This is a genomic window from Campylobacter sp. MIT 12-8780, assembly GCF_006864535.1.
Classification (GTDB): domain Bacteria; phylum Campylobacterota; class Campylobacteria; order Campylobacterales; family Campylobacteraceae; genus Campylobacter_D.
In genome coordinates this window covers 108,414-121,700 of record NZ_QHLL01000007.1, presented here as the reverse complement: position 1 = coordinate 121,700, position 13,287 = coordinate 108,414, and the positions used below count along the sequence as shown (strand labels likewise).

At 32.8% G+C, this 13,287-nt stretch carries 15 protein-coding genes; all 15 read right to left on the bottom strand.

Features of this window, described 5'->3' with window-relative positions; translation table 11 throughout:
* Position 1: 1 nt before the first annotated feature.
* The 15 genes from traN to traL are packed head-to-tail and all read right to left on the bottom strand — an operon-like array spanning position 2 to position 13,241.
* A complete protein-coding gene (gene traN, locus DMB95_RS06885) occupies positions 2-1,189 on the bottom strand; it encodes a conjugal transfer protein TraN (protein WP_142931452.1) in 1,188 nt (395 codons plus the stop codon).
* Between the two features lie 10 nt (positions 1,190-1,199).
* Positions 1,200-2,417: a hypothetical protein gene (locus DMB95_RS06880; protein WP_142931451.1), complete on the bottom strand. Its 1,218-nt coding sequence runs from the start codon at positions 2,415-2,417 to the stop codon at positions 1,200-1,202.
* An 11-nt stretch (positions 2,418-2,428) separates the two neighbouring features.
* Entirely contained in the window at positions 2,429-3,892 is a 1,464-nt protein-coding gene (locus DMB95_RS06875; RefSeq protein ID WP_142931450.1) for a conjugal transfer protein TraH, read from the bottom strand.
* Positions 3,880-4,386, bottom strand: a complete 507-nt coding sequence (locus DMB95_RS06870) for a S26 family signal peptidase (protein WP_142931449.1) — start codon at positions 4,384-4,386, stop codon at positions 3,880-3,882. The genes DMB95_RS06875 and DMB95_RS06870 overlap by 13 nt, the downstream gene beginning before the upstream one ends.
* Entirely contained in the window at positions 4,386-4,751 is a 366-nt protein-coding gene (locus DMB95_RS06865; protein ID WP_142931448.1) for a hypothetical protein, read from the bottom strand. Before DMB95_RS06865 ends, DMB95_RS06870 begins: the two co-directional genes overlap by 1 nt.
* A 2-nt stretch (positions 4,752-4,753) precedes the next feature.
* Positions 4,754-5,101 carry a hypothetical protein gene (locus DMB95_RS06860; RefSeq protein WP_142931447.1) on the bottom strand — a complete coding sequence of 116 codons (348 nt, stop codon included), beginning with the start codon at positions 5,099-5,101 and terminating at the stop codon, positions 4,754-4,756.
* A 12-nt stretch (positions 5,102-5,113) separates the two neighbouring features.
* Positions 5,114-7,633: a TraC family protein gene (locus tag DMB95_RS06855; protein WP_142931446.1), complete on the bottom strand. Its 2,520-nt coding sequence runs from the start codon at positions 7,631-7,633 to the stop codon at positions 5,114-5,116.
* Position 7,634: 1 nt separating this feature from the next.
* Complete coding sequence (locus DMB95_RS06850; RefSeq protein ID WP_142931445.1) at positions 7,635-8,090, bottom strand: hypothetical protein; 456 nt, start codon at positions 8,088-8,090, stop codon at positions 7,635-7,637.
* The gene (locus DMB95_RS06845) at positions 8,087-8,497 is read right to left on the bottom strand and encodes an SH3 domain-containing protein (protein ID WP_142931444.1); all 411 of its coding nucleotides are present in this window, start codon (positions 8,495-8,497) and stop codon (positions 8,087-8,089) included. The genes DMB95_RS06850 and DMB95_RS06845 overlap by 4 nt, the downstream gene beginning before the upstream one ends.
* 40 nt (positions 8,498-8,537) lie before the next feature.
* Positions 8,538-9,413 (bottom strand): TraV family lipoprotein, encoded by an 876-nt coding sequence (locus DMB95_RS06840; RefSeq protein WP_142931443.1) that lies wholly within the window; start codon positions 9,411-9,413, stop codon positions 8,538-8,540.
* The gene (locus DMB95_RS06835) at positions 9,410-10,192 is read right to left on the bottom strand and encodes a DsbC family protein (protein ID WP_142931442.1); all 783 of its coding nucleotides are present in this window, start codon (positions 10,190-10,192) and stop codon (positions 9,410-9,412) included. The genes DMB95_RS06840 and DMB95_RS06835 overlap by 4 nt, the downstream gene beginning before the upstream one ends.
* Positions 10,193-10,202: 10 nt before the next feature.
* On the bottom strand, positions 10,203-11,579 hold the full coding sequence (locus DMB95_RS06830; protein ID WP_142931441.1) for a TraB/VirB10 family protein: 1,377 nt from the start codon (positions 11,577-11,579) through the stop codon (positions 10,203-10,205).
* Positions 11,576-12,364, bottom strand: coding sequence for a TraK domain-containing protein (locus DMB95_RS06825; protein ID WP_231549657.1), 789 nt, complete (start codon positions 12,362-12,364; stop codon positions 11,576-11,578). Before DMB95_RS06825 ends, DMB95_RS06830 begins: the two co-directional genes overlap by 4 nt.
* Positions 12,354-12,935: a TraE/TraK family type IV conjugative transfer system protein gene (locus DMB95_RS06820; RefSeq protein ID WP_142931440.1), complete on the bottom strand. Its 582-nt coding sequence runs from the start codon at positions 12,933-12,935 to the stop codon at positions 12,354-12,356. The genes DMB95_RS06825 and DMB95_RS06820 overlap by 11 nt, the downstream gene beginning before the upstream one ends.
* Positions 12,936-13,241 (bottom strand): type IV conjugative transfer system protein TraL, encoded by a 306-nt coding sequence (gene traL / locus DMB95_RS06815; protein WP_142931439.1) that lies wholly within the window; start codon positions 13,239-13,241, stop codon positions 12,936-12,938. It abuts the gene before it with no gap.
* Positions 13,242-13,287: the final 46 nt, after the last annotated feature.

Sequence of the window (13,287 nt, the reverse complement as noted above, 5' to 3'; positions counted from 1 at the left end):
CTTATTTAGATATATTATTTAGATTGCCTTGAACCTTGTCTTTGATTTTCAAAGAATCAGCTGAAAACTTACTAGTAATATCATTTGCATTTATCCTGCCCATAAGATCAGCAACAAACTCACTCAAATCAATCTCACTAAAATCAAGTTTTTGAAATTCTTCAGGGGTAAAGCCTCTGCATTGTGGTGCTTCAGAGCTACCCCAGCCCATACCTATTTGAGGACGCCCTTGCTCGTGAAATATCCTTGCAAGTTTAGAATTAAAACAACAAAACGATTTTCTTCTTTGAATGCACCCTATAAATCTCTTTCTTTTAGAGCAATATTCGCCAACTTCAACGCATTTTCTATCTCTATTGTCTTTAGCAAGCTTTTTCTCTCCCTCAGAACAAGATACGAGTCCTAAAAAGACTTTGTCTTTATCACAACAACCTCCACCTGCAAGTCCTCCAAATCTATCCCAACTTTTGCAACGATTATCTTTGCCATTGAAGATATAAATTTGTCCTCCACAACTACCATCGCTATTCCAACCATCATTATTGGCATCTTGAGAACCTTGAGGCGTGCCTAGTTCTTCTTCATCACTGCCACCACCTGAAGTATTATTATTTTCAGTATCTAGGCTTGAACCAGAATTATCTGCATTAAAACAACTTGGCATAGTTTCAAATTCAAACAAAGCTTTATATTTTGCAGTTGAGCTTACATCACTCCACTTTTTAGATGAACTTGAAAGTATTACAAAATGCTCGCCTTTGTCCTTATCTATACCATTATCATTATTTTTGGCTCGATTATCAGGCTGTTTATCTTCCCAATTTTTAAAGCTCAAAGGCTCATTATTAATATCTCTAAAGCGTGCATCATCATAGCTACACTGCTTGTTTTCAAAGCAATAATTATTTGTATAGCTTAAATCTGCTACACCTATGAAAGCATTAGAACCAATATCAATCATTGAGCTTAAGAAAGCATTTTCTTCTTTGGTATTTGGCACAGCCAAATAAGCGTTTGTGCCCTTGCTTAAATTATAAGCTTCTTCAAAAGTCATAGTTTTAGCACTTTGTGCGTAATAATGCCCATCAAACTCTTTAACTGTGCCTATATGAAAACAAGGCATATCAGCTTGAGCAAAAACACTTGTAAAAACTACACTAAGCATTGTGTGCATTGTTATTCTTTTCATTTTTTTATCCTTATTTATGACATACACTATCTTTTGAAACTTCTTCAACAGCTGAAAAAGAAGCTAAAACTTCGCCCATATCATTAATTTTTCCACACTTGTGTTTAAGCTTTTCGCCTTGTTTTATAGGACAAGTATCTTGCTTACATTCTCTTATTTCAGCCTTATAAATAATATCATTGCTTGTAACATTTTTTCTATTTGTTCCATCACTAAATATAGTTGTATCAGTATTTGGCACACTAACTTCACAAAATTTCATATCAGGGTTATTTACAAGCTGAATACTGCCATTGCCACCACTATAAGAGTAATTTGAACCTGACATTTTAGCACTTGATTTAATACTTGCTTCTTCACTCATTAACTCTTGCTTAAAGCTTGTATCAAGCCCTGAATTATCATTATTAAATGCTCCACTAAAGGCTGAATACACGCTATCTTCACTTTGAGCTTGTAAGCTTTTTTGTTGATTAGCAAGAGTTTTTAAATCGCTATTTGTGTTTGTTTGCACATAACTTGAACCTTTATTTAAAGCTGTATCACAAGCTGAACTATCTTGCCCCTTATACACAAGCATATCACTTTTTAATTCAGCCTTAGATAAGATAAAATGCGTAGAACTTGCGATGAGATTTGATATAGGTGCAGCAATATCTTGCAAAATCTTAGCTTTATTAGTATGAGCTAAATTACCACAACTTTGGTTGATACAGTAACAACCTCCACCATCTTCTTTTTGAACTTCTTTTAAAGAAAGAATAGAGCCATTATACTGCCAAATATGATAAGCTACTTTATCAATCCAAACATATTTAGGGCGACCAAAAACATCATTACCCACTTTCTGCCTTATAGAAGTTGTTGTTACAACGCCATTGGCACATATACCGCTAACATCAGAAAAATAAAAATTTCTATCTTTTCTTTTATCAAGATTCTCATCAATTGATATGTTAATTTGTATGTTTGATCTTGAGTCTATATTGTAAGAAAAACTTATAAAATCAGCACTCTTTGCTTCTTCGCATACTATCTTAGCACTCCCACTACTTTTACCATCAACGCTTGTAATAGCACTTCCATTTGTAATGGGATCATTTATCGTAGTATTCATATTGCTTTTAAAATGCTCAAGAATATCTGCTCCAAAACTTATACCATCATTTGTATCAGCAGCTAAAAGAAAAGATAGGGAACAAAGCATTAAAGATAAAGTCTTTTTCATAATTTATACTCCTAATTTTTGCCTGTATTGGTTAAAGGATTTGTTCTAAGCCCTTGCATAAGCATATTTTTGATTTGATCTGTTACGCCACTATTTATACCGATTTCTTCACTTATTTGGGTTAATCTGCCTTGAACAGCATTATTAAATTCCATTGAAGCTACTGCAATCTCTCTCATAAATTGAGCATCTTCTCTATCTAACTTTTTGCTTTGATTTTGATAAGCAGCAAGAGTTTGATTAAGCTCAAAATACAAATCGTCCATATAGGCTTTAAGAGTAAGTAAGGCGATATATTCGCTAATAGGAGTATTAGTTTTAAAACTAATTTTACCTGTTGAAGCAAGATTAAGCACATCTGCCACAGGTAAAGGAGCACCCTCAATAAAACTCTTATTGTCGGCTGTAAGTGGGGTATTTTGGGTAATGTTTGTAAGGATTTCATCAAATTGTGCTTCCATAAGCTCTCTCATACTTTTATTCATCATAAGAGTTGCTTTTGTTGTTCCTATAGCAGGATCGTTACACTTACCATCATCACATTGAATATTATATTTGGTATATTGAACTTGATTTTTTCCACCTTTTTTTTCTTTATTATCCCAAACAACATTAATAAAAGATTCTGCTGAAATTTCAGGGCGTAACACAGCTATTTTTGGTTCTGCATTAGCTCCATTGCCTGTAGCGACAGTAGCTCCCTCTTCAGTGTAACCCACCACATCGCCTACAAGTCCTCTTATGATATGTTCATACTCATCATTACCAAAGGCTTTTTTAAAAAAACCATTTGATTTTTTCGTAGCATTTTTAATCAAACTAAATTGTTCTAACAATACCTTAGCCGCAGTATTATCCTGATCTGCTGTAGGCGAATTGCCATTAACCCATTGGGTAAATTGGCTAATTTTTTCTTTAGCATTTTTTGTTGTTTCTGAAAAACCACTTACCCAATCAGCTTGCTGACCACCTGTTATGTTTTCACTAAGGACCTTACCTAATTTGTTACTCCAATTTGTTGTCATTTGACAAGTATCAAAATTCATATTATTTATAGCATTAGCTATATCTTCAAGCTCGCTCATTATGGTTTGACAATCCTTGCAAAGTGTAGAAAGTGCTATTTGAAAAGCAAAAGCAGGAGCAGCAGAAGCAATCTTCTTTAGTTTATCAACCAAATACTGAAAATTGAGGTAAGAAAAACCACCAAGCACCATATCAATACCATTACAACCCACATTAAATTTAGGAGCTTGAACAGAAAAAGGTTGTATAGTCTCGCCTCCTCCCCAACGAAATCTTGCACTTCCACCTGTAACAAAACCTGAAGCTTGTGATTTAAAATACCCAGCATTCTCACTTGTAAAACTTCCTCCAAGTGCTGAACTAATAAAGCTAGACATATCAGCTTTGGCTCCACTTGCCATTATAGCACTGATGCAAGCTATACTTAAACCTTTTTTTATAGCTCCCATATACTCACTCCTTGAATTAAATTTTTATCAACAAAACCCCAATACCTACTATCATAACTTCGCTCGTGAGTCCCCATTACAAAATACTTGCCTTGAGGAATAATGCCATCAAAAACAAAAGGTTTAACTTCTTTACCATTTTTGTCTTTAGTCTTTGCAACACCTATAAGCTTACCATTACAAAAATACTCCAAACCCTTTACACTAAGCATATCTCCATCTTTGCAACGCACATATTTGGCAAAATTTGAAAACTTCGTAAAATAAGGAGTGTCTTTAGGTAGCAAAAAATAAATCAGCTTATCTTTGAGTTCTCTGTTTTCAAAATCTTTTCTATAGATCATCACTTGTTTATCAATACTTTGGGTTCTAATAAAGCCTATCCCAAAGAAATTTGTTATAAAACCAATTGCAATGTATAAAACAACAAAAACAACTATAGATAAGGCTATGATGTTAAGAGCTTTGCTGATATTTTCTTTATCCAAGCTCATTATTTATCCTTTCTCATATTTTCATAGATAGCAAGCACATCTTTACTAATATCTTTTGCATAAGCATTGCTATTAGCCAAAGCACTTTTATAAAAAATAAGAGCATTATTCTCATCTGCTATCTTTTCTACTATAGTGTAAATTTCCTTTGAGCGTTCAAGAACATATTCTTCGCTTGGCACAAAACCTTTATTATTTAAAGCTATGCTAAGTATTTCTTTTCTTAGACTATCTTCTATAACCTGCATATCTACAAGATAAATTTTTGGAAATTTAGGAGCAAAAAACTTATCATAAGACACAATACAACAAAGCATTAAAACAAAACAAAAAATTAAATTTATAAACAAATCTTTGGTATTCATCTTTATCCTTTTTTATGTAAAAGTGAAATCAAGTGATCAAAATCATAGCCTCTCGCCATAAGGAGGTTAAATACTAAAGCTATAAATTTTCTTTGAGAGAGCACATTTGGTATCATATAAATATGTTCTAACAAAACAAGCAGCTCTTCTTCTTTGTCTTTTAATTGAATGCTTTTAACTGAATACATATCTTCTTTATTCAAAGGCAAAGCAAAAAGCATATTAAATAAAATTTCTATTTCTTCTTTTTCATTATTTGCTTGAGAATATAAATACAACTGTTTGATAAAAAATTTTACAAGATGTAGATCACTCACTTTATCCTCAACCATATCCTCAAATTTAAACATTACTTCTCCTTATCATAGTTCTTTGGCAAGTTTTTCTATAGCCTCTCCTAAATTCATTCCACTATCAGTAAGCTCTTTAATTCTTGCCTTGTCTTTTGGATCTGTGGAAGTAAGAAAATAAAAAAACCTATCCATTACAAGTCTATAAGGTAGTTTTATTTCTTCAGGAGTAATTACATATAGTTCTGAATATTCAGGCTTAACTGTAGAAACTGAGCGTAAAATTTGCTTATCCATTTCTCCAAGATTAAAGACTTCAGACTTTATAAGCATATTGATTGAAGTTTCAGTTTGCTTCATAAAGATTTTCCACGAAGAGTTGCTGATGATAGTTGAACCAGCCTTTGAAAGTCCTCCGCTTTTAGCATTGTATATATCATCAAAACCTTGAGTGGCAAGTATGATAGAGCCATCATATTTTCTTGCTCTACGATATGCTTGCTCAATGAAATCGTCCATTCTTGGATTTTTACCAAGAAATCTATGAGCTTCATCAATAATGATTTGAATGCGAGATTTTCTATCTGCACTCATATACATAAGCTGATTGATATGATAAATAAGAAGCATTATGAGCGGATCTCTGATTTCAGGGTGGCTTTCAAGTCCTTTAAATTCAACGACTATAAATTCTTTGCTGATATTAAACTCATTTGCCCCAGCTAAAAACTTTTCATAAATTCCACCCCTACAAAACGAACCAAGTTGATCTGCAAAATCCTTAAACCTTAAATCTTGTTCGCCATACATAGCATTAATTGTATCTCTTACATTGGTTACTTCAATTTTATTGCCTATATCAAGATAAAGTTTTTTGATAATATCTTGAAGCTTTGTTTTTATCAGCTTTTCATCTTCTTGAGCCCTATTTTCAGATTTTGAACTACCAAGCATATAGATAAAATCTGCTAAATATGCCAAATCCTCCATTAATTGCTCTTCGCTTTTGATTTCAGAAAATGGATTAAAACTAATAGGCTTTTGAGGATCAAGAAATACATATTGCCCATCTAAAGTCTCACAAAGCTTTAAGAAAGAGTTGTCATAATCCAAAACAAAAACTCTATCGCCTCTTGCATAAGAATTAAAACCAAGCATATTCAAAAGCACTGATTTACCAGCTCCTGAAGTAGCAACAAGATAGGCATTAAAATTGATATTAGAAACAAACAAATCCACTCCTGCAAGCTGTGCTCTTCTTGAAAAAAGTATTATATTTGGAGTTGTGCCCTTGTAATCTGCTTCAAGAGGAATAAATTGAGACACTTGATCAGGAAATAAAGAACGATATTTACCTGTGGTAGAAAAAACATATTCTTTATTGATGCCCATAGGTAAAGATGCAATGAAATTAAGCTGATGAATACCTAAGGCTTCGTCCATTATCAAAGCTTTGCTTTCTCCACCCTTGTTCCAATAACTCATCATAGTATGAGCGTTTTGAGCGGCATCTTCATAGCTATCTCCACTTACAATAACATTTAAATCAAAAGCATAAAGTTTTTCTTTTTGATTGTCTATCCTATCAAGGATAGATACACTTTCTTCTCTTGCAGCAGCAAATTGTCTAAACAAAGCTTCACTCCATTTTTGAGAAAGAATGACTGAGTGATTTCTTGCAACAGAACCTGTTTTTTTCTTAGGGAGTCTCATAATTGAACTTGTAATAAAGAAGCTATCCTTGAATTGATTGGTGTCTAAAGCCCTGCTAATATAATCTCCTATTTTTTCTCCAAAATCACTTATATGAGCAATTTTTGGCAAGCTCTGCGTAGCAAGGGAAATATAGCTTTTATCATCTACTTCTATATGTGTGTCTTTAATGATGATTTTTGTGCTAGGAGCTATGATTTGCTTATTGATATAACAATTTTCATCATAAGGAGGGATAATGCCATTAATATCGTGATTTGGATTTAAAATTTCATATAGTATAGGTTTTAATTCTTCTGGTTTTACAAGATGCCCTCCAAAATGATTGGCTGCAAGTATATTTTTTAGAGTATCTTTATATTGAACTATATTTTCTTTTTTATCTGATTTGATACTGATTAAAAGAACAAAATTTTTAATTTTAGCTGTCATAGAGCGAGAAACCCCCTCTTTGGTTTTTGAATAATAAAACTCGCTCATATTGATTACAGCTTTTCTAAGAAGTTCATTGTTTTCAAAATTAGCCCTTTTTAGGTGCTCGTGCTTCCAATACTCTACATTATTTCGTATATTTTTAGAACCAAAAAGCATAAATTGCAAAAAAGTATCATCAGACAACTTAGAAAGCATTTCTTCTATGGCTGTAGCTGTGCTCTCGCCCATTCGTATGCGAGGAGAAGCAAAAAATATGCAACCATAACTATTGTCATTGTTGATGTAAATACCCTCATTTTCATCAAAGCTCATATAGGGTAAAAAATCACTAAATTTATAACGCTCAAATAAGGCATTGTAGGTTTGAGTAGGTAAAGAACTCAAATCCTTTGCAGGCTCTTTAAGTTTATCCATTTTGCTAGCAATAAAATCCATAAAAGACATATTATTCTCCATTTATTACATTGAAATCAAAGATTTTTTCTTTGGCTTCTTCTCCACTTCGTGGATCACTAAGAACAAACTCTCCATCTTTAATTTTAAGCCAGCTTTCACTATAGCTATGATAAAGCCCATCATCACTCACAAAAGGAAATATAACCATTTGAGCAAATAAAGGCTGTCTAAAAAGTGGCATAGTGTTTGGTAACTTTGTGATATTTTCTCTTACAGCACTTTGTCTATTTTGCTGAGCAAAAGCAGGAGAGTTTGTTAAAAATTCTCTAATGAGCTCATCTTCATTGCCTTTTGGTAAAGCAGTGTAATTTATATCATCATTAATAAGGATTTTAAGCTTATTGTTTAAATCTTTATTTTTTGCCACAATAGGACTATCTTTAAAAGAACAAGCACCCATCAATAAAGAACCTACCAATGCAAATACAAGACTAGTCTTTCTCATTTTTTATCACTCCAAAAGGTAATGTTTTCAATATAAACATACGCTCCCTCATCAAGCTTATACCAATAAGAGCCTGTCTTAGACTGCACCAAATCTTTTACAATAAGCTTGCCACCCACAGGCACAACTGCTACCTTTTGAGCCTTAGTATCAGGTTGTTTTCTTACTGTAACAATCTTTACAGCCTTACCATAACTAAATTTCTTTTTAGCTATATTTTCTTTGACTAAGTCAAAGAAAGTGTAAGGATTTTGTGCTTTACCTTTTGGAGTGGTTTTATTTGGAAAAACATTCTTTTCTAAAAGAGCAATACGCTCTTCTAAAGCCTTATTTTTTTCAAACAAAGAAATAAGAGCTTGCTTTAAAAGAATATCCCCTTGCAATTCTTTATCGCTTTGCATTGCCATTAATAAACTTGGAGCTATTGTTAAACTTACAACAACCAACTTAATCTTGTGTGATAATGCTTTTATGTATAAATGTTCCATCGTTTAGTTTTACCCAACCATCTTGTTCATAAAGTGCAAAAAGCACTTCATCTTTGTTAGCTATCCTTAGCACCTTTGCTTTACAACTTGGCTCTTGTCTTATGTTTGCAGCATAGACACAAACCTTAACCTCTGCATTAATTTCTTTCTTAGCTCCACCGCTTGCAGAACAATCAACTAAAGTCTGTGATACATTGCTTGTATTTAAATCTCCTGCGAGCGTAGAATTTGTCACATTATTTTCTATTTTGCTTGCATTACTTTCTCCTATATTGTCCCATAAAGCACTTACCCCATTGTCATTTGTTTTTGAGCTTGCAAGAGCCTTTGTTTGAGAAGTTTTGGATTTATTGCCTTTTTTTGAAATCTTAGGCTTTTTATTTTTTCTAACCTTTGTCTGTGTGTTTTTACTAGCTGTAGCAGAGTAATCACTATTCCACACCAAAGGCGTGCTCGTTGGCACTCTTTTATCTTCATCAAGATAAAATCTAAAAATCACAGGGTGTTCATTTTGAATATTGCGAATTTCAGTAGCCTCTACCATCTCTTGAAGTTTTTGTTTAGCAAACATATCCTTTTGTCTTTGCTTTTCTGCTTCAAGCTCTTTTGCTTTTTTCTTTTGATCTTGAGCTTTACCACCATCAAGTGTTCTTGTCCTCAAGTCTTCCATATCAGAGCTTAAATCATAAACTTCAGATACCGAGCCACAAACTCCACTATTTTTGCCCTTTTGACACTGAAAATCATCTCTATAAGGAAGCATAGCAGAGCAACCCTGAATTAAAAAAGCTCCAAAGATAACAGCACTAGAAAGCTTTAACAAATGTCCTTTCATTCCTTATCCTTAACTAAAAATTCATTTATCCTTTCAAAATTTGCCCCATCAATTACAGCTACAACCTTATTTTGTTCTATTTTGTCTATAACAAAGAGTTTTGGCGTGCCTGTAATATTAAGCTTTTCGCCCAAAGCTATGGTAGCCTTTAAAGTATTTTCAGCTTCCTTGCTTATGCTCACATCGTTTAAATTCTTCTGAGTGGTTCTAATTTGCCTCATCGCTAATTTTATATCTTTGCTAGAAAGTATTTGTCCACTCCATTTCTTAGCATTCTGATGAAAACTTAAAGGAAAAAAATTTACATATACATTCACATTTTGCTTTTCAAAAAATTCCTCAACTTTGGCACAAAATGGACACTCTGGATCGGTAAAAATAACAAAATCATATCTTTTGCTACCACTTCCATACACGACTCTTTTTGCATTTTGCAAAAGTTCTGTTGCATTAGCATCTTTTAAAGCCTTTTCATTAAGTTCAGCTTGCCATTTGCTTGCATCATTAGCTGTTAAGCTTTCGCCTGTAGCTGTATAAAGTTCTCCTATAAATAAAACACGCTTGAAAGGATTAATGTAAAAGATATTACCATTGCCTAAATAAGCCTTATAAAAGCCATCAATTTCAGCTCTTTCAACCTTATCTATTTTTGTGCTTGGTATAATACCTTTTACAAGAGCTTCTTCTTGTTGCTCTATGAGAGTAGTAGGCTCGGTTGCATTAAGAAAGCTAAAAAGAGCAAGACTTGATCCTAAAAAAGTTGTCAATTTTAATTTCATTGGTTTCTCCTTATTGATTTTGAATTTGTTGTTGATTATTTTGTTGAACTTGTGTTTGAGTATTTGGTTTTTTGCCGTCTGCTGTTTGTTGATTATTTACTGTATCAAGTGCTGTCATTTCAGTTACTAAAACATTAATTTCTCTTCCTGCTGAAATTTCAATCACAGGGGTAACCTGATCAGCCATTTTAAGGTAAAAATCAGCCAATTTTTCAGCCGAACTTGAAAGTCCTTTAAAAGCTCCAGCTTGCAAACTTTCTCCTGCACTCATATTGCCTGTTTGTGTTGTTGTGCCGCCCCAACCTGAAGTAATGATTTGATTTTGATTAGCAAATGATTCTCCTACACCTTGTAAAAATCCAGCAATAAGTGTCCTAGCAAGCAAGGCACCTTGCTTTGTAATAACTTCGCCTTTGAGCCCAAGCTTACCATCTTCGCCACTTACTGCACCTCTTAAAGCCATATCAATATGTTCTCTTTTATTAGTAATGCAAGAGATATTATTAACTCTGATATAAGCTCTTTCAGCAGTTAAATCCCCATAACCCTCGCCCATTAAAAAACAATCCACAATATCATAGGCAAAATAATTTGGCAAAATAGACAAATCAGTTACTTTCATCAATACAGGCAAGGGAGAACTTTTAGCTTGTGTCATTGTAGGGGCGTCCATACCTGAAAGCAATACAGCTTTAATTATTGATCCCGTAGGTATGATATGCCCCTCTAACTTTTTTGGCTTTTCTTCCTTTGGCTTAGGCTGAGTAACATTTGTAAAAGAAAGTGTCCCCTCTATTGGTGTATAGCGTATCTCTTCCACCTCTTCTAAATCAGGCACTTCTCCAAGTTTTGTTAAACCAAATTTTTCTTCTTGCATTAGTGTTTGACTTTCAATTTCTGCTGTTGGCATTGGAAAATTCTTATATAAACTATCATTGTTTTCAATGGAATTAGTCTGATTGTTTGTATTTGTAGTTGTAGGTTGCAAAGGTATCTCATTAGCTTTAGTTTCATCTTTTGCATTATTTTTTAAATAATTTGCATTTTCTTTTTGCATATCAATAATAAGTTTTTTTAAGTCATTAACTTCTTTAGCAAGGCTTTCATTCCTTGTATTCAAGTTGATTAAATCTTTCTTGGCTAAAGCTAAATCATCGACTGCTGAACCAACCCATTGTGTTTTAGCAGTTGGATTTTCTTCAACAATTTTAAAGTTACCTGCTGTATTGCTACTCGTTGTTTGTTTTTTATCTCCAACCAAAAACATTAAACACCCAAGCGTTACAATGAGTCCTATAAAAATAATAATCTTATTTTTACTTTGATTTTTTTGAGCATTATTTGGATCTTTGTCATTGCTAAAGAATTTCAAAAATGGGTTATTCATCTTACAGCCTTTGTGATGATAACTATGCTAGCTCTTGAATAGGGTAAAAGATGATTAACCTCATTGTCATAATATACACTTATGGCTTTTGGGCTTTCTTTTGCGAATTTAATATAATCTTTTGGATTTAAAACAAGAGCTTTATCGGTTTTGTTTCTTACTTCAATTAAAGCAGCACTATATATCACACCATCATAGGTATTAATTTCTTTCATCTCAAGCGTGCTATCATTTGCAATTATTTTATTTATTTTTTTAGTTTTATAACCTTGTGGCACGCCATTTGCAAATATACTTTGTGTGATTTTACCCATTGTAGCTATAAAAGGATCATTGCTTTCATATTTTAAAATTTCTTCCTTACTTGCCGCAAAGTCATTAATAACAATAGTTTCAGCCTCCATTTCTACAGGATTAAGCACAATAGAATAAGTTTTAGACTCAGTGATAAAAAACACCTCAGAACTTTGAGCTCTATCATAAATAGTTTCTGGCTGTCCTATAACTTCAACCTTATTCTTACCTGTTGTGCGTATTTTTTCTTTAAGCACAGGTTGATATTTAATGAAAGCTTGGTTATTCACAACCTTAATATCTACACCTTTTTCCTTAGAATAAGAAACATCAAGTATAGTGCTTGGCAAGACAAGTCTATTAACACTATTGTTTGACACATTGATTGTGATAGCTTCACTTGGTGGATTATCAATTACAACTATGGCATTTAGATTTGTAAAAGATATAATAAAAGCCATAAAAATGGCAACTTTTTTCCTAGTTATCACTTTTTCCTCCTTTTTCGTGTTTAATAGGCACAACATCAGTTAAAAAAAATCTACCAAGTATAATGTCATACTTAATATCAAACTCAGCATTTTCAGAGCGGACAACTTTGCTATCAATAATATCCTTAACTACGCCATAAACTTTAATAACACCTTTGACATCAGCATCGATTGAAGAGACAAAAAAAGTCCTTGAAATAGAGTTTTCTATGATATATCTTGCTTGCTCTAAAAGTTTTGATTTTACTTCATCATAAAATTTTGGATCAACTAGAGTGAGGATATTTTCGATATTGTTATTTGCATTAGATTTTGTAACATTTAACAAGTTAAAAGTAATAAACTGCCCCATCTCGTGTAAATAGGTTTTAGAAACTTCATTGCCTGCTATCCAAAATTCTTGATTGACAATTTTTGGTGGAACAAAAACAACTTTTTGAGAATCAGTCCTTGCTACGATGATATATACCAAGAAAATAATCACAATGCTTAAAACAATAGAGATTATTCTAAAAGTAATATTCTCATAAAGGTATTTATCCATTTTATTTTTGTATTTATCAAATAACATTTACGCTCCTACAAAATATCTCATATAAGAGGGTGGCATTTTTTTAGGTTGTCTTATGCCTGTCATATAGAGCAAATGCAAAAAGAAACCTTTAATCCTTGATTTTTTAAGTTTTTCATAGAGTTTTGAGCAAACAATACCCAAAACAAAGAAAATTCCGAAACTAATAGCCCCTTTAGTAAAAAGTATAGCAATAGCCACAAAAGCAGAAAAAACAATAAGGGTATCAATTTCCCAATTTCCAAACATAGGCTTGGTATCAATAAATTTATTAATTTCTACATATCCATTTGAATCTTTAGCCAAAAACGATCCTTTCATTCACACAATCTATATAGAAAAAGGAGGTAAA

Bases quoted from the DNA above. Each gene is read 5' to 3' on its own strand.
- traN (WP_142931452.1), bottom strand. From the start codon at position 1,189: ATGAAAAGAATAACAATGCACACAATGCTTAGTGTAGTTTTTACAAGT.
- DMB95_RS06880 (WP_142931451.1), bottom strand. From the start codon at position 2,417: ATGAAAAAGACTTTATCTTTAATGCTTTGTTCCCTATCTTTTCTTTTA.
- DMB95_RS06875 (WP_142931450.1), bottom strand. From the start codon at position 3,892: ATGGGAGCTATAAAAAAAGGTTTAAGTATAGCTTGCATCAGTGCTATA.
- DMB95_RS06870 (WP_142931449.1), bottom strand. From the start codon at position 4,386: ATGAGCTTGGATAAAGAAAATATCAGCAAAGCTCTTAACATCATAGCC.
- DMB95_RS06865 (WP_142931448.1), bottom strand. From the start codon at position 4,751: ATGAATACCAAAGATTTGTTTATAAATTTAATTTTTTGTTTTGTTTTA.
- DMB95_RS06860 (WP_142931447.1), bottom strand. From the start codon at position 5,101: ATGTTTAAATTTGAGGATATGGTTGAGGATAAAGTGAGTGATCTACAT.
- DMB95_RS06855 (WP_142931446.1), bottom strand. From the start codon at position 7,633: ATGTCTTTTATGGATTTTATTGCTAGCAAAATGGATAAACTTAAAGAG.
- DMB95_RS06850 (WP_142931445.1), bottom strand. From the start codon at position 8,090: ATGAGAAAGACTAGTCTTGTATTTGCATTGGTAGGTTCTTTATTGATG.
- DMB95_RS06845 (WP_142931444.1), bottom strand. From the start codon at position 8,497: ATGGCAATGCAAAGCGATAAAGAATTGCAAGGGGATATTCTTTTAAAG.
- DMB95_RS06840 (WP_142931443.1), bottom strand. From the start codon at position 9,413: ATGAAAGGACATTTGTTAAAGCTTTCTAGTGCTGTTATCTTTGGAGCT.
- DMB95_RS06835 (WP_142931442.1), bottom strand. From the start codon at position 10,192: ATGAAATTAAAATTGACAACTTTTTTAGGATCAAGTCTTGCTCTTTTT.
- DMB95_RS06830 (WP_142931441.1), bottom strand. From the start codon at position 11,579: ATGAATAACCCATTTTTGAAATTCTTTAGCAATGACAAAGATCCAAAT.
- DMB95_RS06820 (WP_142931440.1), bottom strand. From the start codon at position 12,935: ATGTTATTTGATAAATACAAAAATAAAATGGATAAATACCTTTATGAG.